Here is a 21,841-nt window from a genome sequence, read left to right as displayed (position 1 = left end):
GTTGAATCTGATGAACAGCTAAAAATGAACAAGCAAAAACGGTTATCTACCCCGGGTATGAGGAGCAAAGCGGGTAACTAACCACCATAATATATAATACGGAAGGCAGCAAGGGAAACCCCGCTGCCTTTTTTGTTGTTTAACAATAGCCCCTCAATCCTAAACCTGATAGCAGCGGATACCCGCCCTGTGGCTAAGGCCTGTGCTGTATGAGCGGATAGCGGGGCTACATAAACCCAGCAGCACTAACTTTCGTTTACTAATTATAAAGCAGTATTGGCTGATATTTCTATTACTCCCCTAAAATTCGCCATTTGTATTCCGTCGATTGATGTAAACTGTTATTTTTACCATTCTAACATTTATCTATAATGAAGAAAATCGGGCTAATAGCATGTGTACTTTGCGGATCTATTGGTGCAATAGCACAAACCAAACCTACGGAAAGCATCAGCAAATCTAAAACTTCGGGCAACCCAATATTCGAAGGGTGGTATGCAGATCCGGATGCGGCAGTATTTGGTAATGAGTATTGGGTTTATCCAACTTATTCGGCAAAATATAATGAGCAGGTGTTCTTTGATGCATTCTCGTCAAAAGACTTGATCCATTGGGATAAGCACCATGATATATTAGACACAACTAACGTTAAATGGGCCAAGCGGGCTATGTGGGCACCGGCCATTGTGCAAAAGGATAAGAAATATTACCTGTTTTTTGGTGCAAATGATATGCACGAGGGTGAACAGGGCGGCATCGGTGTAGCGGTTGCTGATAAGCCAGGAGGACCATTCAAAGATCACATTGGCAAGCCGCTTATTAATACTATTGTTAACGGCGCGCAACCTATAGATCAGTTTGTGTTTAAGGACGTAGATGGTAAATATTATATACTTTACGGTGGCTGGGGGCATGCAAACATCGCTCGCTTAAACGACGATTTTAAATCGCTTGGCAAGCTTCCGGATGGTAATACTTTTAAAGAAATAACTCCAGAAGGTTTTGTGGAGGGCATTTACATGATCCGCAAGGATAGTAAATACTACCTTATGTGGTCGGAAGGTGGTTGGACGGGCCCAGACTATTCCGTGGCATACGCTATAGCCGATTCGCCTTTCGGACCGTTTAAACGTATAGGGAAAATTTTACAGCAGGATATGGCCGTGGCAAGAGGTGCCGGGCATCATTCGCTCATACATAATGCTAAAAGCGATTCCTGGTATATCGTATATCACCGCCGTCCCCTTACCGAAACTGATGGTAATCATCGCGAAGTTTGCATAGATAAGTTGTACTTCAACGCAGACGGCAGCATTAAGCCGGTTAAAATAACAAGAGAAGGCGTACCAGCAGAAACTATTAAATAAGACTTTCCAAAGATGTTTAAACTACCTTGATAGGGTGTTTATGCTCGTCGACAGCTACGAATGTAAATGTGCCTGTGATAGCTTTGTCGCGAATGTTGGAATACATTTCTTCGATAAATATCTCGACTAAGACTTTCAAGCTCGTATTACCTATATGGCTGATGCTACCAACTAATTCGATAATAGTTCCGGCTGGGATTGGCTTGTTGAAGTCAATACGATCGGAAGATACAGTTACCATGCGCTTGCGAGCAAAACGTGTAGCAGTAATAAAAGCTACTTCATCCATTAGATGCATAGCTGTGCCACCGAAAAGCGTATCGTAATGATTGGTGGTGTTAGGGAAAACGGCTTTAAAAATACGGGTTTCTGATAATTTAATCCGCTCGTCGATATCGGTTTCTATATGCATGGCGCAAGGTACAAAAAAAGCCCTCTCTGATATCAGAGAGGGCTTTTTTATTATGTTAAATGCTCGGGATTAGTTAAAGATATAACGAACACCGAATTGCATTTGCCAGCGTGATAAAATGCTGGTGTCGTTTTTATACGAAGTAGTTGGAGGGATTTGGTTAGCTGCATCCAGATAAGGCAATGTATATTGAGCACGGCCTGTTGTTGCATCTGTGCCAACGTAACGTAAAATAGCTACGTTACCTGTGCTTCCACCGGTAATAGAAGATACCTGATAAGTACCCCAGTTACGGTTCAGGAAGTTACCTACGTTGATGATATCCATAGTTAAACGGATAGTGTTACGTGATTTACCAACTTTTACATAGAAATCCTGGGTAACGTTCATGTCAGCGCGTTTGAAGTAAGGCATAATAGCACCGTTACGCTCAGCATACTGACCTCTGTGTGTATTTAAGTATTTATCCTGGCTAATGAAACCGTTTAATTGGTTCCATAATTGTGCTGCAGTTCTGGTATCAGTAGTACCGTTTTGCACCAGGGTAATTTCAGACTGGTTTCTTGGGATATACATCAAGTCGTTCTGAGCACCGTCGTTGTTCGGGTCATTTGCGGTGGTGTAAGAAATAGCACCGTTGTTAGCTGCCTCGAAGATAAGACCTACTGAAGTAGCATAGTTTTTACCGTACTCTTTGCGGTAAGCAATAGACGCAATTATACGGCTTGGCTGCACGTAAGTACTGTTACCCAAAACATCACCGTTAGGGTTGCCAGAAATTGCACGTGAACTCCAGATAGTTGAAGCAGTAGAACCGCCGTCATTAACGTCTTTAGACGCATTGTAGGTATAAGCTACGTTTGCGTAGAAACCGCTTGAGAAGCTTTTTTGTAATTGACCTGTGATGAAATATGAATAACCTTTTTTGGTGTTAGTCATGTAATACAAGCCGTTGATGAACGGATTGGTTGCACTTTGTGCAGAAGCCGAACTAGGTGTAGTGTTTTTAGACGTATAACGGATCTGAGCCTCAGGACCAGCGAAAGTAGTATAGGTATCAGATAATACCAGGTTTTCGTGGTAGATAGCATTGATATCCTTTGTATACGCAGCCTCGATTGTACCGATGATACCACCAGGTAATTTTTGGTCGATAGCTAAGTTAGTTCTCCAGATTTTAGGATATTTTAAGTTTGGATCTGCAACGTCTAACTCGTAAGAAGTATTAGCTGCACCTTGTCCAACCGGACGGTTAGCATTTACGTTAGGGTTGAAGATTAATCTTTGATCTGTAGGAGAGTTTGCTTTTGTTACAGTGTATGAACCGAACAATAAACCGTTGTTTGAAGCTTGGTTAGAGATCCACACAAAAGGAACAGTACCGGCAAATAAACCACTACCACCACGTACCTGAGTGCTTTGATCGCCGTTAACATCCCAGTTAAAGCCTACACGAGGAGAGATCTGAACGCGGTTTTTAGGCAGTTTAGATACATCTACATGTATACCTTGCTGGAATGATAATGCTGCTGCATTAGGGTTAGCTGGAAGGCTGGTTGGGAAAGCGTCATAATCAGCACGTACACCGTAAGTTAAACGGAAGTTATCTGATACATGCCATTTATCTTGAGCGTAAACGCTATAGATAGATGCTTTGATTTTTGCGTAAGGGAAATCGTTACCTACTGCAGAGTAACGGTAAGTGTAAGCTGCTGCTGGTAAACCATTCAGGAAGTCTGACGCTGAGTTGTAAGTATATAAACCATTATAGTCTGGTGCGAAACCGTTAGTATAGCTTTGGATCTGGTCGTTGGTACCAAATGTAAACTCGTGTTTACCAGAGAAGATGGTGAAATCGTCAGAAAACTGAAAAATGTTAGTATTTAAAAGGTTTCCTGCAGTGTATAACTCATAACCAAAGCTGGTAGAAGTACCTGTAGCCGCAGTTGTTACAGCACCTGTTGGAGTAGTTACAGCATTGTCGATATCTACCATCGGAATGTCTGAGCTACCTAATGATTTACGGTAATCGCGCAGTGCAGAGTAACCAACAGTTAATTTGTTGCTCATGTTATTGCTTACACGCGTGTCTAACTCGATGATACCGATATTAAAGTTGTTGTTGATCTGGTAACCAGAACCGTAGAATGGTAAGGTTAATGTACCTGGCTGACGGGTACCAATACCAACAGCTGTTTTACCATCGCTATTGCTTACACCAGAGTTACTTGCTGCAAGGTTTCTGTATGATTTAAGGTAGAAATATTTCGCACTTAAAGTGTTGTTCTTGTTGATGTTCCAGTCTAATTTAGCTGTTACCTTATCGCTTGAAGTAAGGTAATTGTAGTTTTCATACGGACCTGGATCATAACCATACTTGGTTTTCAGGTAGCTTGAAATTGCGTCTAAAGTAGCGCCTTGAACCTGAGAAACGTTTGCACCACTTGTGCCTGGACGGCTTGCAATGTAGTTGCTGGTTGGCGGTTCGTTTTTACGCTCTTGCTCGCCAGAAACAAATAAGAATAATTTGTTTTTAACGATTGGGAACCCAAGGCTTGCACCTACAGTGTGATAGTCAAAAGATGTTTCCGGGATACGGGTAGGGCCAACTTTGTAACCGGTTAAACCTGGACCGCGAACATAATAGTAAGCAGTACCTTTAACCTGGTTTGTACCTGATTTTACCACTGTGTTTACACCAGCGCCGGTAAAGTTACCTTGACGAACGTCGAAAGGAGCGATATCAACCTGGATCTGATCGATCGCATCTAATGAAATTGGCTGCGAGTTGGTTTGACCACCTAAGGTACCTGATAAACCGAAAGAGTTGTTAAACAGAGCACCGTCAACAGTAATGTTGTTGAATGTGCTGCTACGGCCACCAAAGTTTAAACCATTTGCAGATGGAGTAAGTTTGGTAAAGTCGGCTAATGAACGGTTGATAGTAGGTAATGCCTCAATTTGCTGACGGTTAACGGTTTCGCGTGCACCTGTGCGTGATGAGTTAATTACTTTACCTGCAGTGCTGCTAATGGTAACCTCTTTCAAGGTCGTATTATTAGCTTCGATCTGAGCATTGATGCGCTGATCCTGACCAATAGATAAAGTGATGTTTTCCTGAACGAATGGGCTGTAACCGATAAAGGTTACTTTGAAGGTGTATGGGCCACCTACCCTTAAGTTAGGGATGTTGTAACGACCGTCGGCACGGCTTACTGTTGAATAAGCGGTACCCGTTGGCAGGTGGGTGATTACTACAGTAGCACCCGGAATTGGGCCCTTATTATCGGTGATGACACCGTTAACACTGGCAGTAGTTACACCCTGTGCGTTAGCGTTATTATTATTAAATAATACTACGCCAAGGAGTACTGAAAAAATAAGTAAAATTTTTCGCATACTTTGCTGATTAAACGTTAGTTGTTTTATGTTTACCGCAAAGTTATGATTATTATAATACTAATTCTTTAAACTAACATTAAGTATTTTCCTGATTTCTTAACATTGGCTTAACAAAATGGGCGATTCTGCTAAATATTATGGTTTATTTGTGGAAAACTCGTTTTAATGTTCATGAAAAACTGACGTAAAGTTTAAAAATGAATGGAATTAACTGCTTGAATATGTCAATCGGACGGTTCTGATTGCTTATAAATGAATAAAATGATCAATTTCTTCCGCAAAAATTAAAGAAATAGAGCTAAAAGTTTTATGTTAGGTAGTTATGAATAAATATATCTATTTTTTTGCCGGACTATTTATTTCTATCCAATAACCATCAGGGTCTTGAAAATAAAGTTGTAATACGCCGTCGGCCCTTAAGGTTGGTTCTTTGCTGTCGCCTTTCCAATTACTATAGGCGATGTTAAGCTTATCAAGTTGCTTGGCAAACTCTTTAATGGAACCTACCTTAAAGCAAAGATGATCAGATTTTTGATGTGAGCCTGAACAATCGCCTTGTATGGCGTGTAATTTTATATTGTTGCCAATGTTATACCATTGGTGTACCGTATCGGCAAACGGATTTTCTACTTTTTGCAGATGCATAACCTCAGTATAAAAAGCTGTGCTTTTTTTAAGGTCTTTTACGCAAATGGCTATGTGATCAACTGTAGCCGTGGTTTGGGCAAATGAAATTGCAGGTAGGCTGATTGCTAATGCGATTGCCGCAATACACGATTTTATATTAGAGCGTACTATTAAAAGTTTCATAACTGAAATTTGGTTACCCTAATATAGCAGCTAAATCATAGAATAATAATGTGCTAAATTTTCTTTTTTATAAGGTATATCAACACAAATCCCCTGCACAACTAAGTACAAGGGATTGTCAAATTGAAACAAAAAAATGTCTTACGCCTGCATGCCGCCGTCTATTATGTTCAGCGTGCCGGTCATGAATTTACTTTCGTCAGAAGCGAGGAATACTACCAGGTCAGCAATTTCCGATGGCTCGGCATATCTGCCCAGTGGAATACTTTTTTCTAACTGAGATTTAACACCTGCCGCATCTTTCTCATTAAATCCAGCCTCAAGCGAACGCATCATGCGATTATCCACCGGAGAAGGGTGTACCGTATTTACCCGTATTTTACGAGGAGCCGCTTCTAAGGCTACACTACGCATAGTTCCAATTACAGCATGCTTACTGGTATTATACGCACTGGTACCCGGTGAACCACTAACCCCGGCAACAGATGAGGTGATAATAATACTTCCACCATCGGCCATAATTGGCAATACATATTTACAGCCAAGCCAAACGCCTTTAACGTTTACAGCTATTACTTTATCAAATACATCTTCGGGATATTCTGTAATGGGTTTAACTACGCCCTCAATACCGGCATTGTTAAAATAGATATCTATTTTGCCGAACTTTTCGGCAGCTAGCTTCGCGTAGTTTTCAACCTGGGCGCTTTGGGTAACGTCGGCAACAATATAGCTTACGTTTTCGCTATGGAGCGATGATACCGCTTCTTTAAGCGCGTCTTCTTTTAGGTCGACTAAGATAACTTTTGCACCTTGCTCTAAAAATTTTTGAGCAGTAATTAAACCGATAGATCCGGCCCCGCCGGTTATTAAGGCGGTTTTATTTTCCAATCTTGCCATGATATTTTTTAGTTTTATTAACGGGCTAAATAGCCGCCATCTACATTATAATAAGAACCGGTAACAAATGAGGCCTTGTCGGAACTTAACCAAAGGACCAATTCGGCAACCTCTTCAGATTCACCCAAGCGACCTATCGGATGCAGGGCAACCAGTGCTTTGCGCGATGCCTCGTCCATAGATTTTTCTACCAACGGGGTTTTAATAAAACCTGGGCCAACCGCATTAATACGAACACCTTGCGATGCATATTCAACGGCCGCTGCTTCGGTTAGGCCAATAACGCCATGTTTGGCAGCTACATAAGCGCCCGAGCATGCAAAGCCAACTTTACCTAAAATAGAGGCCATGTTAACGATATTACCACCGCCGGATTTTAGAATGGCAGGTAATTGGTAACGCATACCATAAAAAACGCCCGATAAGTTTATCTTAATTACTTTATCCCAGCCATCAATTGGGTATTCGCCTATTGGGGCACTTGGGCCACCTATGCCGGCATTGTTGCAGGCTATGTGCAAAGCCCCATATTTCTCGAGCGTTTGTTGTACCAGATATTCATTGTCATCGGGTAGCCCGGTATCTGCCATTACGAAAAAGGCTTCGCCACCCGCGGCTACGATTTCTTCAACGGTTTCTTTGCCGCCTTTTTCTACAATATCACTAACTACAACTTTTGCGCCTTCGGCTGCATACTTTAGTGCCACTTGCTTACCAATGCCAGATCCGGCGCCGGTTACCAAGGCAACTTTATCTTTTAAAATAGCCATCTGTATTTTTAATTATGTTATGCTATTATAACGTTCAGAATGGCAAAATAGCTTCCATAATTGCTCTCACAATTGCCTCCTATGTTAGCACTATTTGGAAATTTTTATTCTGAAAGTTAAAAAATCTCTTTGCGGAAATGTTCGGGGGTAATACCAGTCTGTTTTTTGAAGAAACGGCTGAAGTACGACTGATCTTTGAACCCCAACTCAATGGCTATTTCTTTCATGGATTTTGTACGATGGCTGATCTCGCGCTTGGCTTCTATCAAGGTGTAGTTGTAAATGATCTGGCTGATGGATAAGCCTATCTTTTCCTTCATTATTTGGTTAAGCCTTTTTGATGTGAGACCTATTTTATCGGCATAAAAGTCGACCAATTTTTGGGTTTTGTAATGGGTTCCAATAAGCTGGAATAGTTTGCGTAGGCGTTCGTCGTGATAAGCGGTAAGGGTTTTAGAGTTGTGGCTGAGGCGATGCAGTTGCAACAAAAATGCGCTGGTATAAATGTGCAGTAGGTGAAGATTGTTATTTGTACTATTTTCTAACTTAATAAGGTCGAATAAATAGGTCATCGGTTTCTCCATTTCGGGGGTAATGGTAATACCCTCGTTATTAAATGGAACGAAAATAAACCGGAGGTCATCTTCCTCGATACTGTCAAAAAAGTCCTTCGAAAAAATGATGACCCTTGCATCGGGCCGGCTCTGCGGAATTGAATGTACCTGATTGCGCGCCAGCAAATACACTGTGTTTTTCTTAACCGGGTAAGGTTTGAAATCTATATAATGCGGGTCGCTGTCAGAGCCAAACCAAATAATAGCAAAGAAATCTACCCTGTGGGTTGCGCTATGATCGCCCAGGTTTATATCGCTACCGTAGGAAGCGTGAAAAACTGAATCTGCTAAACGATGTACAGGTATTTCGGTAGAAGTTTTCAAGTATAAGCTATCTGTTAAGTAAATAATATACAAACCAGATGGACTTTGGTTTACCCGGCCTTAATTTTGCTTATCCGGCCATAGCAATATAATATTCGAAATTCTCTGGCAATACGGGTTTATTGGCAACAACCAGGCCATAAGGTTTACCCAACAAACGCACATTTATCGGGCTCGACATGCCTTTTAAATGAACCGTTTTTTGCTCAGGATTACAAGCATGCATATCTAATAAACTATAAGCTTCTTCGGAAATTAATAAGTTGTTATTTAATTCCTTGGTTTCAGATTGTAATCGGGAGGCTATGTTAACGGGCAGGCCCATAACCGTCATACGTTCGTTAAGTTGGAGGTCGTATTGGCTAACCACTACATTGCCTTTGTGAAGGCCAACGCCGATTTCGAAATTAAGGTTGAAATATGGTTGTGCGTAAGTGGCGTTAAAGATCTCGAGATCGTGGAATATGGCAGACGAAGCAATTACAGATGCTTGTACTGCTTCGGTAACGTCGGTATCCAAACCAAATACGGCATAGATGCTGTCGCCTGCTGTCTCGATAACACGGCCACCGGCCTTTTTAATGGTTTGACTAAACAGTACGAATAATTTACGGATCACATAAATTACATCATACGCCTGATGCGATTCCATAAAAACAGTGAAGTTGCGGATATCTAAAAATAGCAAGCCTAATTCTTTCTCTTCGCCTAAAGAATCGTAAGGCATGCTCCAGCCGCTTTCGTTATCCTTACAAACAATGCTACTATCGGGCATTTTTACACAGTTGCCGTCCTTTTTATTCTTGGCAGGCAGCGGAGGCGTTAAACGAAACGGCGCGTTGGTATTTTTATGTAATTGAGTACAAAGATTCATAAAGCTATATTTTGTGCAACAAAGGTAGGCCGGGTTAAGCGGCCAACGGTTGTATAATTCCGGGTAATGATTGCAAAAATCAAATATTTACCGCGCGCTTTTATGGGCTGAAATTGTTTATAGCATTGGTATGACCTTATTGGGAAACTGTTATGACATTACAAATGTCGATTGAGATTAAGGAAGATCGAAAGGCTATTTTTTAACCACTAATCTAGCCCCGGTGCCAACAATTCCGGGTCGATAGTACCGTCGTTAGCATGGGTGATTTTGCTGAGATTGTATTTTATAGAGCCATTGACATTGATGCCCTTTATAAGCCCTTTGCCGAATAAGATGTTCAATACCGACGCAGCTTTGTCTTGATACTCCGTTAGACTAATAGTGGGGTCGTGTTTGGCAAGCTCGGTTGCAACCTCGTCTGATGTTGCTTGCTGTAACTGCGCAAGAGCGTAGATGATTTTATCCTGCTCGCTATCGCCTGCGTTGTAATGCGCTGGGATGTGCAGTGGCTTAAACTCTTCGCGAAAATCCTGATCGGTGGCACTCATACTTAAAAAAAGCATTTCGGGCCAAAATGTTTTAAGCTTATAAGTTTAAGTAGTAAATTTTATAGTCAGCGTACTTTTATAAGTTTCACCGTTATTAGCAATCATCAAATCATAGTTGCCCGGATAAAGAAATTCCAACCTTCGGCGAATGGTATCTTCGTTTTCCGGGGTTTGATTTATTTTATAACTCACCGTAAACGTTAAGCGATTATATGAGGCTTGGAGGGCAATTCTCACAGGGCGATTTTCAAGATTTAGAACACCATGCTTCAGTGCGTTTTCTACAAAAGGAAACAGTATCAAGGGTGCAATTTGTACTGCAGTAATATCGCCAGTGGTTTTAAAATCTACAGAGAAAGGTTCTCCTAAACGGAGGCGATGCAGATCGATATATAGCTTTAAGTACTCAACTTCATTTTGCAGATTCACGGTGCTAGTGGTATTATCAGCGAGCATGTATGGTATTAAGTCGGATAATTTCTGAATCGCATCCGCCACCTGATCAGAAACCGGATAAGCCATCTTATAGATATGGTTAAGCGTGGCATGTAAAAACTGCGGGTTCTGTTGCGATCTCAGAAACTCCAGCTCAGTCTGCATTTTTTCGAGCCTAAGTTGTTCGGGGTTGGGCTTACGTTTAAATAGATCGAAGATTGACATAGTTTTACGCTGGCTAATATAATGTTAATGCCCCGTTTTATCCTCGTAGGTGGCGCTCGGAGCGGATCATTAATTCTTCTCCAAAACACTTCAGCCGTTTTTCTTATTATGGTAGTGTAAATATCAACCCACATGAAAAAGACTTTCACATTTTGGAGCGCTACGTTCTTAATTATATTCGGTATGCTAACTAATGTAATGGCGGGAGGGAAACCAGACCGCTCTAACCTTAAAGTTGTTTTGATACGCCATGCCGAAAAGCCGGACAATGGTTATAACCTGTCGTGTACCGGGTTTAACAGGGCCCTAAAGCTGCCAGAGGTTTTGAAAAGCAAGTTTGGCATCCCTAACTATATTTTTGTTCCGTCGCCTTCAACAGGTAAACAAACTACTAACGGGCGTATGATGCAAACCGTTTTACCTTTTGCCGTTAAATATAACCTGGCTATTAATACCAATTACGATGTTGATGACGTGGCTAACCTGGTGCAAAAGATAAATACACGTACCGGCACCGTGCTGGTGGTTTGGGAGCATAAGCAACTGCCCAAAATCCTCGATTTGTTGGGCATCAAAGGTTCTCCCAATTTAAAATGGGCCCCAGATGATTACGATTCTATTTACATTGTAACCTTTCCTAAAGGAAAAAAAGGTGTGCTGACTGTTGACAAAGAGAATATCCATCCGACAGCAACCTGCGAATTTTAATATGCTTGTAAACCAGGGCAATGCCAGTGCATTAAGCCTCTGCTGTATCACCCTTTGAGATTATGCCGTATGGAATGATACGAAATAAGAATCAGCACCAAGCCTGAGGTATACAAGAAACCGATCTTTATTATGAAAAGCTACCAATTATTAACCGCTGCGGCTTTATTAGCATTAGCGTCATGCCATGTTAAATCGAAGACCACCACTAATGCCACGGCGACTGGTAACACCAAAGCCGATTCGGCACTGCAAGCGGATATAACCAAACCTGCAGATAAAGCGCTATATGTAACCATGCGGATTAAAAAGAGCATCACCATAGGCGATTCTGTGTTGCTGAAATTTACCGTGCATAACCCGGAGAATAGTGCTCAACAGTTTTGTAAATGGCATACACCATTTGAACCCTTAATGAGCAAATATCTGGAGATTAAAGACGAAAGCGGTGTTGAAGCTGATTATCGCGGAGCGATGGCCAAAAGAATAATGCCCCCACCTGCCAGCAGCTATATTAAAGTAAACCCGCGCGACAGCCTGAGCGCCACAGTAGACCTGCTTAAAGGCTTTGCTATTACCAAACCAGGCAAGTACACCGTTACTTATGTGGGCCAAAACATGAGCGGCTTATTTAGCGATCAGAGCGTTTCGTTTGAATACGTTAAAAAGTAAACAAGCAAAGCCCACTACTGAGGGCCTTGCTTGCAAAAACTAACTAACACTTAATTATCACAGAAACACTTCTATGTGATCTCTTATTTATCTATTTTACTTCTTCGATATCACCCGGCTTATCATTAATACAAAGTAAACGCCTCACCCAGAGAAAATGCCTTAATAAGCTGTCGGGTATGTTGCACTTTTTAAGTTGCAACTGATTTTTGGGGATATATAAGAGATTGGGGGCTATTTATCGTGCTTAGTCCAGATCAATTTGTCTGTGTCGTAGCCCAGCTCTTTAGCTTTTTTGAGGTAGATGTTTTTTACGTTAACGGGTATCGTTTTTTTGCGCGAAAGAATCCACAGGTAGTTGAGGTTGTTGCCCGCCACTAATGCGTACTGGTAATCATCGTCGATAGCGATCACATTATATCCCGCATAAAACGGACCGAAGAAAGATACCTTCAATCGCGCTATATCGGCATCGCCAACAAATTTGGCTTTGCCAATACTTTCTTTCCATTTATTGTTAGTGTAGTCGTGCCCACGGTTATCAACCCGAATGCTGCTGTCTTCATTGAGCGAATAGGTGGCACTAACGTTATCCAAATGCTTCTCGAACCTGAAATCGAACCGGGCAATCTCATACCATTTACCCAGGTATTTATCTTTATCAAAGGGTTGCACAGCCTTAGCGCCTTTAGGTATCGATACGGCTTTACATCCACTTATAGTAATAGCAATTGCAGCTGCGCCAGCTCCTAAAGCCAGGGCTAAGTACCATTTGTTCGCTTTCATTATAATTTAACCGTTGAGTTAGATTATTTGTTTGGCGCAATTGAAGGGCTGAGTTATAGCTTCTGGTTAAGCAAAGCCAGTAATTCAAGTTGGAAACTTTCACCTCTATCGTCGTTGTACCATTTTTGGAGGGCGATTTTTTTTTCGTCCATTGGCGCATGATCTTTAATCAGTTGAGTGTAGAGTAACTGGCAGCCAAGTGGTCGAGGGCCCCAGGTTGCTATCTCCTCCAAACCGTCGGTGATAATCAGCTTGGGGATAGAGCGTGTTCCGTTGGTAAGGTATTGCTCAATTAAAAATGGAGGCGAGTCGCGCAACTGGTAGTCTACCACAATCATTCTGTTCTGGGCGGCCAACATTTGCATAAAGGGCTGGGTATGGGCGGCATCGCCACACCAGGGTTCGGTTATGATAATCCACTTTTGCGCTGTGCGAATGCTTTGTATCAAATCAACCAGGTCTTTATTCAACACTCCCACCTTTAACCAGCGGTGTTGTCTCGCCCAGTTAAGTTTGGCATAATTCAGATAATCAGGATTGTCATAAGGTGGCAGGGGATGTTCCAGTATGTTGGAGAAATATTGCTGATACGCTGTCAAGTCCATAAGAGGAGGTATTTACCTTAAAAGTGAAGTTACAAACAAAAGTTTTAATAAAAACAGAAAAGCCTCCAACTGATGTTGAAGGCCTTCTGACACATTGATAAACTTTAAAAAACTAAACCTTAAGATCTTATTCGCTTCGCAGGCTTTTTACGGGGTTGGTAAGTGCAGCTTTAATAGCCTGGAAACTTATTGTAAGCATTGTTATAGTAATAGCCACCATGCCCGACAGGATAAATACACCCGGACCAATGCTGATACGATAATCATACTTCTGCAGCCAATTGCTTAAAAAGTACAGTGCCACAGGCGTGGCCAAAAGGCAACTAATGATAACCAGTGTAATAAAATCGCGGGAGAGCAGCAGCCAGACCTGGGCTATGGTGGCGCCAAGCACCTTACGGATGCCGATCTCTTTGGTACGTTGTTCTGCCACGTAGGCGGCCAAGCCAAACAGGCCAAGGCACGATATAAATATGGCCAAGCCTGCAAACACGCCGGCCAGTTTACCTACCAGTACTTCGAGATTAAATTTGTGGTTATACTCTTCGTCAACAAACTGGTAACTGAAAGGGTAGGCAGGATTATAGGTATCAAAAATCTTAGTGATCTTTTCTATGGCTTCATGCGTTTTGGCATTGGCAGATAAGCGGTACATAATACAATTGCCTCCGGATGCATGCGTAAATATGGCCGGTGCTATTGGTGTAAACGGCGACTCCATCAGCGCATCTTTTACAACGCCTACTATACGCACCGGGGTGCTGCGGCCATTCCAGGTAATCATTTGGTTTATCGGGTCTTTTAACCCCATGCGTTTTACGGCAGTCTCGTTCAATATTACGCTGCTGGTATCGTTAGTTACGCTTTGGGTAAAGCCACGGCCGGCCGCCATCTCCATCCCAAGGGTTTTAAAATAGTTGTCAGAAACGTCTATCCAACCGATGTTTATACTTTCATCGCCTGCATTTTTGCCTTGCCACTTATCAACCGACATATGGCTGTATACATTGGTAATAGGGCTGGACGCAAAGGCTACGTCTTCGGTAAGGCCGGTAGCCATCAGGTCGTTTTTGAGAGCATCGTAGTGGGCAACTAGGTCACCGCTCATGTCGGTCATCAGCAGGCGGTCGGCGCTGTAACCTGTTGGTCGGCTCTTGGCATGTTGAATTTGCTGATAAACGATAACAGTGCTGATGATAAGTGTGATAGAACAGGTAAACTGTGCAACCACCAATATTTTACGCGGCAAAGATGCTGCCTTGCCGGTTTGGATAGTTCCCTTTAAAACCTTCACCGGGTTAAATGACGACAGGTAGAACGCCGGCCTGCTCCCCGCCAGTAAACCGGTAAACAGCACATAGGCTATCATCATACTCCAAAACAGCGGATTGGTGTATGGGACAGCTACAGTGCTGCTCGTCAAATTATTAAACCACGGCAAAGCCAGCTGAACCAGCACAACAGATAGCAGAAATGCCAGGAAACTGATCAATATAGATTCGGTCAGAAACTGGAATATCAAATCTTTACGCTGCGAACCCAATGCTTTGCGCACACCCACTTCGCGAGCCCTTCTTTCCGACCGCGCGGTAGAGAGATTCATGAAATTGATACAGGCAATAAGCAACACCAAAATGCCAATAATGCTGAACATACGCACGTACTCTATAAAACCCGCCGTTGGCTTGCCGTTTATAAACTGGGTGTACAGGTGCCAGTCTTTCATGGCGTAAAGGATAATTTCGGGTTTGCCTGCGCGCATGAGCGTGCTGTTTTTGTAAACGATGTTTTTGATTTTGCCGGCAACCTGCTCGTTGGTTACCCCGGGCTGCAACTCCACATACATGTTAAAAGAGTTGTTGGTCCAGGTGCTGCGGGCGTTTTTCATCCAACCTTCGTTTTGTTCTTTAAGAGCGAATGGGTAGAGGAAGCCAAACTGAAGGGTAGAGTTTTTAACCGCATCTTTAACCACGCCGGTAACCTTTAAATTCTGCTGGTTATCCAGCCTCACCAATTTGTTCATTGGGTCGGCATTGCCGAATAGGGCTTTGGCGGTCGACTCGTTAAGCACGATAGAATAAGGATCGTTCAGGGCAACTTTGCTGTTGCCTTTTACAAATTGCTGCCCGAACATCTGCAAGAAATCGGGCGAAACTGCGCCACCTGCAATGTATAGCTTTTTATCGCCGATGAGCAGGTCGTGCCATTGCATGCCCACCCAGTCGGTTTCAGAAACGTGCTTAATGCCGGGTATCTCTTTCCGCAATACATCGGCCAGGGGTAGGGCCACGGCGCTTTGCGTGTGCTCGCCATCATGCTGAGTGGTAATGTTCATCTCCACCTGGTACAGCTGCTTGTAATTGGGCAAAAACTTGTCGTAGCTATACTGGTTAAACACCCATAAACCAATAAGCAAAGCCACGGCCATGCCGGCAGCCAGGCCAACAATATTTAGCGCACTGTAAGTAATATGGTTAATCATATTACGCCACGCGATTTTAATATAATTGCGGATCATGTTTCGATTGAGTTTGTTAATCGAAATCACGCCAATAGGATGCCAGTTAGTTAAGTAATTGGTTGTTAGTGTCTTGTGTTGGCGATGGGGTGTTTGAATGTGCGGTTATGATACAGTGGGTGTTCGGTTTGGGCTGGGGGAAGTGCCAATTGACCAAACTCGCATTTTTTCCTCGAAGCTTTCCATAACTTAATCTATCTTTGGGGTCAAAAATTTAGAACCATATTTTTCATGGCAAAGGCATCAGAAATTAAAGTAGGCAATATATTACGTTTCAACGGCGAGTTGGTAACCGTTACAGAGGTTTTACACCGTACGCCGGGTAAGGGGGGCGCGTTTTATTTAGATAAGTTTCGCAACATTAAAACCGGCAAAATTGTGGAAGCCCGTTTGGGTACCGACGAGCAGGTAGAAATTTGCCGTGTAGAAACTAACGATTACCAATACCTGTACGAAGAAGGTGATTTCATGGTAATTATGGATAACACCTCTTACGATCAGCATAGTATCCCTAAGGCATTATTTGGCCCAGCTGTTAAATTCCTGAAAGAAGGTATGAACGTTATTGTTTCTTTCGAAAGCGAAGAGCCGATAATGGCAACTGCACCAAACTTTGTAGAGCTTGAGATTACCTATACTGAGCCTGCTGTAAAAGGCGATACCTCTTCGGGCGCATTAAAAAACGCAACTACCGAAAATGGTGTAGAGATAAAAGTGCCTCTGTTTGTAAACCAGGGTGATAAAATAAAGTTAGATACCCGCACCGGCGAATACGTTGAGCGTGTGAAATAATTACGCATAACATCATATTAAAAAGCCTCAAATTGTTGAAATTTGAGGCTTTTTGTTTGATAATGATTTCGCTTTTTATCTCTCAAAGTCTGCCATGAGTCACAAATTGACGGAGATTCTCAAGCCAAGTGTCATATAAGCTATCGGTATGCAGAATGTGCTTCTATCGGAATCTAAAACCTCCTAATTTGGTTATCAAAGAGATTATTCCTGATTTTTTTACCCGGTCCAACTTAATGCACAAATGTCCAAAACTATTAGTAGAGCAATAGCGAATAACGGAAAACATCTGTGTGCGGGCAGCGTTGAAATCAGGTATACATCTCTCAAATTATTCACACCACACAATTGAAAAACACATGAGTAAGATTACAGTAAAAGACGGAACCGAAATTTATTACAAGGATTGGGGAAGTGGCCAGCCACTTTTTTTTCATCACGGATGGCCACTGTCAAGTGACGACTGGGATGCACAATTGATGTTTTTCCTGAAGGAAGGCTATCGCGTTATCGCGCACGACCGTCGCGGTCATGGTCGCTCGACTCAAGCCTCGGGAGGGCACGATATGGACACCTACGCTTCAGATGTAGCAGCTATCACTGAGGCGCTCGATCTGAAAGATGCAGTTCATATTGGACACTCAACAGGTGGTGGTGAGGCTATTCACTATGCAGCAACTTTAGGTAAAGGCCGCGTTGCCAAGGTTGTTTTGATTAGCGCTGTTACCCCAATAATGGTACAGAGCGATAGCAACCCGGATGGTGTACCGATGTCGGTATTTGATGAAATACGCGAAGGTACGGCTTATAACAGGGCTCAATATTTTCAGGATTTCACCATTCCATTCTACGGCTACAACCGCGAAGGTGCCAAAATATCTGAAGGTATCAGACATAACTGGTGGCGCCAGGGTATGATGGGTGGCGTTAAAGCCCATGTAGAAGGTATCAAGGCATTCTCTGAAACAGATTTTACTGAAGACCTTAAAAGTGTAGACTTTCCAGTATTGGTGCTGCATGGCGAGGACGACCAGATTGTTCCATTCCACCTATCAGGAGAGAAAGCAGTTAAGCTTGTGAAAAACGGAAAGCTGATTTCTTATCCGGGCTTCCCACATGGTATGCCGGCTACCGAAGCTGCAACTATCAATAAAGATCTTTTAGAATTTATTAAGTCATAAAACGACACCTCGTTTTATAATGTAGATGAAAAAGCTGTCGTCGGGATGACGACGGCTTTTTTAATTATTTATATTCCAGTTTTCGTACCCTGTTGTTGCCGGTATCCATAACAAATACAACGCCGTTGTTATCGACCGTAATTCCGTAAGGGTAGTTGAAAAATGCTTTAGAACCTTCACCATCCGCAAATCCCTTGGTTCCCACTCCTGCTATGGTAGTTACCGTGCCATCGGGTGTTATTTTACGGATGGCGTGGTTATTACAATCGCTTACCCAAAGGTTGCCAGTGGCATCGCAAGTCATACCGAGTATGTTGTTAAAGCGCGCATCGGTGCCCTTTCCGTCTTTAAAGCCAAAAATGCCGCCCGCCAGCACGGTTACATTACCTGTTGGGTCTACCTTTTTAATGAGGCTATTGTTATTTGCTGTTACATATATATTACCAGATGCATCCACGGCAGTGCTATATAAAGCTTTTGAATTTGGTAAGCCATTGGAGTTGTAACCGGTATTATCCTGTAAATTTAATGTAGACACCACACCGTTGGGAGTAATCTTGCGAAGGCGAAAATTATTCTTATTGTCATAATCAGGCAGGAAAATATTGTCTTGTTTGTCAATAGCCATGTTACCGATCCAATTGAAGGCCGCATTGGTGCCGGTACCGTCTAAATAATCTTCTGATAACGATCCGGCAAAAACGACATTTACGGTTGATGAACTTATTTTTCGAATTAGCCTCATTTCATTTGTAAATATTGCGCCCTTACTATCTCTTACAATACTATAAATATTACCAAAACCAGAGTTAACAATGGTTTTGCCGGTATAAGTTGTAACGTGCCCGGTATAACTGACCTGTCTAATGCTTGTATTGCAATTTCGCCAACAAAGAGATAGCCATTGTTGTCTGCTACAATAGCTTGTGCAGCATTGAATTGTACTTGTGTAGAATCCCCATCCTTAAAGCCTGGAGTGGAAGAACCTGCAATTGTGCTTACAATCCATTTCTTGGAAGACGCTACAGGGATAGTCGGCGAATCTGGTGTAGTAGGGCTTTTGCCACACGCAGTTATTAACGAGACAAAACCGAAGTATAATATCGCCCGTTTTAGGCCAGGGAGAAAATTCATTGTCATAAGGGGTTAATCAATATCGGACTAAAATAACAACAAATGCCCGAAATGAAAGTAAGACTCGATGTAATCTGAGTTGAGGATCTGATTTGCCCGGTCGATTACTAGACCGTATTTTTAACTTTGAATATGAAGCTTAAAAATCCACCATATCCAAACTTTCCTGTGTTAACTTCTGAAGATATTATACTACGTTCCGTAACTGCCAAAGACGCAGTCGACATTATGGATATATCTTTTTATGACGGCATACCAGCTGCTTCGCCCGAAGAGGCTATACAAATGCAGGAAAGGATAAATGAAGATTATCAGCAAGGCAACACCATCCATTGGGGAATTGTAGATGCTCAGACTTCTAAATTAGTGGGTACTTGCGGCTATTACCGCGGCTTTGCAAACTATACAGGCGAACTTGGGTACGTGCTTAAACCTGCCTTTTATGGAAAGGGGTATATGACTAGGGCCTTGAAGCTCGCCATTGATTTCGGCCTTGATACTATAGGATTGCAAAAGATCATCGCTGTGGCTGAAAAAGGAAACATCAAATCGAAAAACGTATTAAAACGGTTGGGATTTGTTGAGAAATTAGAGGATGCCGGCCATCTCATATACATCTATCGTTCTGAAAATGATATCGAAGTACTATTTTCTTTGCGGCCTTAATCTTGAAATTTCATCGGCCAGTAAAGTGGTGTACTGTTTGCTCGATTTCTGAATGCCCGAAGGATTTGCTGCTTTCGATTCGATAGAAATGATCAATTTTTCAGATTTCGCATCGTATACATTAGCTTCTAATGAATACTTCTTATCCGTAGAGTAATAGCCAGGGTCATAATAAATTGCGCTATAGGCGTAATAACCTCCGAAGCTTCCGTAGTAAGGATACGTAGGGTAATAGGGTGCACCAACAACGGTAGTTGAGGATGGGACATAAGTTGTGGTTATTTCCTTATCTACTAAGGCCACGGTGAAGATAGCTTCGCAGCCAAGTTCAGCCACTTTTTTCGAAATGATATCTTTAGACGGGATACTTGACTTTCCCGAAAACGGACCGAAAACTACTATACTCTTATAGGCTTTTATTCCTCGGGCTTCGGCATTGGTTGCAAGGTCATTTTCTATAGCTCGTTTTGCCTCCAGATTTCCGGTGAGGGCTATGATAAAAACGCTTTTATAGGGTTCGGGTTTAATTTCCTCGGTGTTGATCCAGGAAGCAACAATTTTCATTGGGCTGCTGCAGGCGCTGAGGCACAGCGCTACAACGACGGTAAATATTAGCGATAAATTTTTGATCACGTTGTTTAATTATTTCCGCTAAAAATCAGGCTTTCTTTTAATAGAAATTTTGAAAAATCAGCCCTAGAGGTTGCAGTTTTAAATTTGGAACAAGTAATGTCCATTTTTAAACTACATCCTGAATTTCAACAGCGAAATAACCAAAGCTTAAGAATGCCCTTTTGTCGCTGCATCAAATACCCTGCAGAAGTTACCACCGCCTATTTTGCCAATTTCGTCGGCCGTAAAGCCCGTTTTTAGCAGCGCGTCTACAACAGCATAATAAAAACCAACTTTCTGATCTTGCCAGGCTTCATTGGTACGCTCGCCAACACGTGGACGACCACCTCCTTGAGGAGGGCCGCCCGAAACTTTGCCATCTGGTGGCGGACCGCCCGGAGGGCCATCTGGCTTACCATCCATATTACCACCGGGAGGCGGACCCTGTTGGCCAGGTTTTGGTCCGAAACCATCGCGTGAACCGTAGGACGGGGTTAGTTTGGTATCCGTACCAATGCCTACGTGGTCGATACCAATTACATCTACTAAGGCGCGGATGTTTTGCGCATATTCTAATGGTGTGTCGGCCAGGTGTGTCCATACGCCAATCATGCCACCGGCATCTGCCACAATTTTTGCCTGTTCTTTGCTGATGAGCCGCGGCCTCATCATTTTGGCCATAAAAGCGTTATTGCCTAACCGGGTGTCCAGGCCGGTGTGCGAGATCATTACCGGTTTAGTAGCTACTTTAATTGCTGCGGTTACAGTTTCCATGTTGGCGTGCGCCAAGTCCACCAGTATGCCCAAACGGTTACACTCATTAATAACTTCGGCGCCAAACTTGGTTAAACCACCCCATTGTGGTGCGTTGGTATATACGTCGCCCAGGGGTACGGATGCGTCACTATCGTGCAGCAACCCAAGGTGTCTTAATCCTCTGCTATAAGCTACACCAACCCGGTCCAAATGGCCTTCGAGAAAATGGCAGCCTTCTACGGATTGGATAACCGTTGGCTGATGCTTTTTATGAGCAGCTGTTAAATCTGCCAGATTCAAAGAGCGTTTTATACCGTTATTTTTTAATTGCTGATCGTATGCGGTCAATCCGTTCAGAAACCGCTCATAAGCCTGTCCGGGTTCTGTGAGCTTTTGGTAATCGAGCGCAAATGTCATACAGATGGCCGACAAACCCGACTTTTTCATTTCACCAGCGAGATCGATTTTTGGACCAGGAACTTCTGCTGTTAACAAAGGTATATCTACATGATTGTGCGTGTCAATACCTATTGTCTTTGCTACAATAGCAGCCACTTTAGGATCGATTTCCTGCAATGCCCATGCAGTCAGTGGGTTCAGCATTACAGCACTGCCCGCGCCAGCCATAGCTATAGCGCTAATAAACTCCCGTCGCGACCAAGTCGGTTGAAATTTCTTCATGATATTAAATTAAGTAATTGTGGCCGAAGTGCGGGGGGAAATACTT

22 protein-coding genes are annotated in these 21,841 nt (G+C 42.7%); 6 read left to right on the top strand and 16 right to left on the bottom strand.

The window, feature by feature from the left end:
- The first annotated feature begins 371 nt into the window (after nucleotides 1-371).
- Nucleotides 372-1,367 carry a glycoside hydrolase family 43 protein gene (locus GSY63_RS20120; protein WP_166587611.1) on the top strand — a complete coding sequence of 332 codons (996 nt, stop codon included), beginning with the start codon at nucleotides 372-374 and terminating at the stop codon, nucleotides 1,365-1,367.
- A gap of 16 nt (nucleotides 1,368-1,383) precedes the next feature.
- On the opposite strand, the gene GSY63_RS20115 is transcribed toward GSY63_RS20120, so the two are convergent.
- The 9 genes from GSY63_RS20115 to GSY63_RS20075 form a co-directional block, all read right to left on the bottom strand.
- Nucleotides 1,384-1,779, bottom strand: coding sequence for an acyl-CoA thioesterase (locus GSY63_RS20115; RefSeq protein ID WP_166587610.1), 396 nt, complete (start codon nucleotides 1,777-1,779; stop codon nucleotides 1,384-1,386).
- 69 nt (nucleotides 1,780-1,848) lie between these two features.
- Nucleotides 1,849-5,178, bottom strand: a complete 3,330-nt coding sequence (locus GSY63_RS20110) for a TonB-dependent receptor (RefSeq protein WP_166587609.1) — start codon at nucleotides 5,176-5,178, stop codon at nucleotides 1,849-1,851.
- Between the two features lie 339 nt (nucleotides 5,179-5,517).
- A complete protein-coding gene (locus tag GSY63_RS20105; RefSeq protein ID WP_166587608.1) occupies nucleotides 5,518-5,991 on the bottom strand; it encodes a VOC family protein in 474 nt (157 codons plus the stop codon).
- Between the two features lie 141 nt (nucleotides 5,992-6,132).
- On the bottom strand, nucleotides 6,133-6,891 hold the full coding sequence (locus GSY63_RS20100) for an SDR family NAD(P)-dependent oxidoreductase (RefSeq protein WP_166587607.1): 759 nt from the start codon (nucleotides 6,889-6,891) through the stop codon (nucleotides 6,133-6,135).
- A 17-nt stretch (nucleotides 6,892-6,908) separates the two neighbouring features.
- A complete protein-coding gene (locus tag GSY63_RS20095) occupies nucleotides 6,909-7,661 on the bottom strand; it encodes an SDR family NAD(P)-dependent oxidoreductase (RefSeq protein WP_208094607.1) in 753 nt (250 codons plus the stop codon).
- A 116-nt stretch (nucleotides 7,662-7,777) separates the two neighbouring features.
- A complete protein-coding gene (locus GSY63_RS20090) occupies nucleotides 7,778-8,599 on the bottom strand; it encodes a helix-turn-helix domain-containing protein (protein WP_166587606.1) in 822 nt (273 codons plus the stop codon).
- Nucleotides 8,600-8,669: 70 nt separating this feature from the next.
- Nucleotides 8,670-9,473, bottom strand: a complete 804-nt coding sequence (locus GSY63_RS20085) for an adenylate/guanylate cyclase domain-containing protein (RefSeq protein WP_166587605.1) — start codon at nucleotides 9,471-9,473, stop codon at nucleotides 8,670-8,672.
- Between the two features lie 209 nt (nucleotides 9,474-9,682).
- On the bottom strand, nucleotides 9,683-10,024 hold the full coding sequence (locus tag GSY63_RS20080) for a hypothetical protein (protein WP_243749275.1): 342 nt from the start codon (nucleotides 10,022-10,024) through the stop codon (nucleotides 9,683-9,685).
- Nucleotides 10,025-10,069: 45 nt separating this feature from the next.
- A complete protein-coding gene (locus GSY63_RS20075; RefSeq protein WP_166587603.1) occupies nucleotides 10,070-10,684 on the bottom strand; it encodes a sensor histidine kinase in 615 nt (204 codons plus the stop codon).
- Nucleotides 10,685-10,816: 132 nt separating this feature from the next.
- On the opposite strand from GSY63_RS20075, the gene GSY63_RS20070 reads away from it, so the two are divergent.
- Both GSY63_RS20070 and GSY63_RS20065 read left to right on the top strand, forming a co-directional pair.
- Nucleotides 10,817-11,392 (top strand): histidine phosphatase family protein, encoded by a 576-nt coding sequence (locus tag GSY63_RS20070; RefSeq protein WP_166587602.1) that lies wholly within the window; start codon nucleotides 10,817-10,819, stop codon nucleotides 11,390-11,392.
- A gap of 132 nt (nucleotides 11,393-11,524) precedes the next feature.
- Nucleotides 11,525-12,064 (top strand): protease, encoded by a 540-nt coding sequence (locus GSY63_RS20065; RefSeq protein ID WP_166587601.1) that lies wholly within the window; start codon nucleotides 11,525-11,527, stop codon nucleotides 12,062-12,064.
- 234 nt (nucleotides 12,065-12,298) lie between these two features.
- On the opposite strand, the gene GSY63_RS20060 is transcribed toward GSY63_RS20065, so the two are convergent.
- From GSY63_RS20060 to GSY63_RS20050, 3 genes are all read right to left on the bottom strand, one after another.
- Nucleotides 12,299-12,850 carry a lipocalin family protein gene (locus tag GSY63_RS20060; protein WP_166587600.1) on the bottom strand — a complete coding sequence of 184 codons (552 nt, stop codon included), beginning with the start codon at nucleotides 12,848-12,850 and terminating at the stop codon, nucleotides 12,299-12,301.
- A 53-nt stretch (nucleotides 12,851-12,903) separates the two neighbouring features.
- Complete coding sequence (locus GSY63_RS20055; protein WP_166587599.1) at nucleotides 12,904-13,455, bottom strand: thioredoxin family protein; 552 nt, start codon at nucleotides 13,453-13,455, stop codon at nucleotides 12,904-12,906.
- Nucleotides 13,456-13,582: 127 nt separating this feature from the next.
- Nucleotides 13,583-15,973, bottom strand: coding sequence for an ABC transporter permease (locus GSY63_RS20050; RefSeq protein ID WP_166587598.1), 2,391 nt, complete (start codon nucleotides 15,971-15,973; stop codon nucleotides 13,583-13,585).
- A gap of 231 nt (nucleotides 15,974-16,204) precedes the next feature.
- On the opposite strand from GSY63_RS20050, the gene efp reads away from it, so the two are divergent.
- Together efp and GSY63_RS20040 are read left to right on the top strand one after the other, a co-directional pair.
- The gene (gene efp / locus GSY63_RS20045; RefSeq protein WP_166587597.1) at nucleotides 16,205-16,765 is read left to right on the top strand and encodes an elongation factor P; all 561 of its coding nucleotides are present in this window, start codon (nucleotides 16,205-16,207) and stop codon (nucleotides 16,763-16,765) included.
- A 359-nt stretch (nucleotides 16,766-17,124) separates the two neighbouring features.
- Nucleotides 17,125-17,946 (top strand): alpha/beta fold hydrolase, encoded by an 822-nt coding sequence (locus GSY63_RS20040; RefSeq protein WP_166587596.1) that lies wholly within the window; start codon nucleotides 17,125-17,127, stop codon nucleotides 17,944-17,946.
- Between the two features lie 64 nt (nucleotides 17,947-18,010).
- Here GSY63_RS20040 and GSY63_RS20035 read toward each other — a convergent pair whose 3' ends face one another.
- Nucleotides 18,011-18,691: an NHL repeat-containing protein gene (locus tag GSY63_RS20035; protein ID WP_166587595.1), complete on the bottom strand. Its 681-nt coding sequence runs from the start codon at nucleotides 18,689-18,691 to the stop codon at nucleotides 18,011-18,013.
- 32 nt (nucleotides 18,692-18,723) lie between these two features.
- Nucleotides 18,724-19,080, bottom strand: coding sequence for a hypothetical protein (locus tag GSY63_RS20030; protein WP_166587594.1), 357 nt, complete (start codon nucleotides 19,078-19,080; stop codon nucleotides 18,724-18,726).
- A gap of 132 nt (nucleotides 19,081-19,212) precedes the next feature.
- On the opposite strand from GSY63_RS20030, the gene GSY63_RS20025 reads away from it, so the two are divergent.
- Entirely contained in the window at nucleotides 19,213-19,746 is a 534-nt protein-coding gene (locus GSY63_RS20025; RefSeq protein WP_166587593.1) for a GNAT family N-acetyltransferase, read from the top strand.
- On the opposite strand, the gene GSY63_RS20020 is transcribed toward GSY63_RS20025, so the two are convergent.
- Nucleotides 19,726-20,379: a hypothetical protein gene (locus GSY63_RS20020; RefSeq protein WP_166587592.1), complete on the bottom strand. Its 654-nt coding sequence runs from the start codon at nucleotides 20,377-20,379 to the stop codon at nucleotides 19,726-19,728. The two genes, GSY63_RS20025 and GSY63_RS20020, sit on opposite strands and share 21 nt — an antisense overlap.
- Nucleotides 20,380-20,526: 147 nt before the next feature.
- On the bottom strand, nucleotides 20,527-21,795 hold the full coding sequence (locus GSY63_RS20015; RefSeq protein ID WP_166587591.1) for a dipeptidase: 1,269 nt from the start codon (nucleotides 21,793-21,795) through the stop codon (nucleotides 20,527-20,529).
- Nucleotides 21,796-21,841: the final 46 nt, after the last annotated feature.

Origin of the sequence: Mucilaginibacter agri (genome assembly GCF_009928685.1) — a bacterium.
Classification (GTDB): domain Bacteria; phylum Bacteroidota; class Bacteroidia; order Sphingobacteriales; family Sphingobacteriaceae; genus Mucilaginibacter; species Mucilaginibacter agri.
Note: the sequence above shows the minus strand (reverse complement) of the source record. Positions and strands in the feature narration are given on the sequence as shown.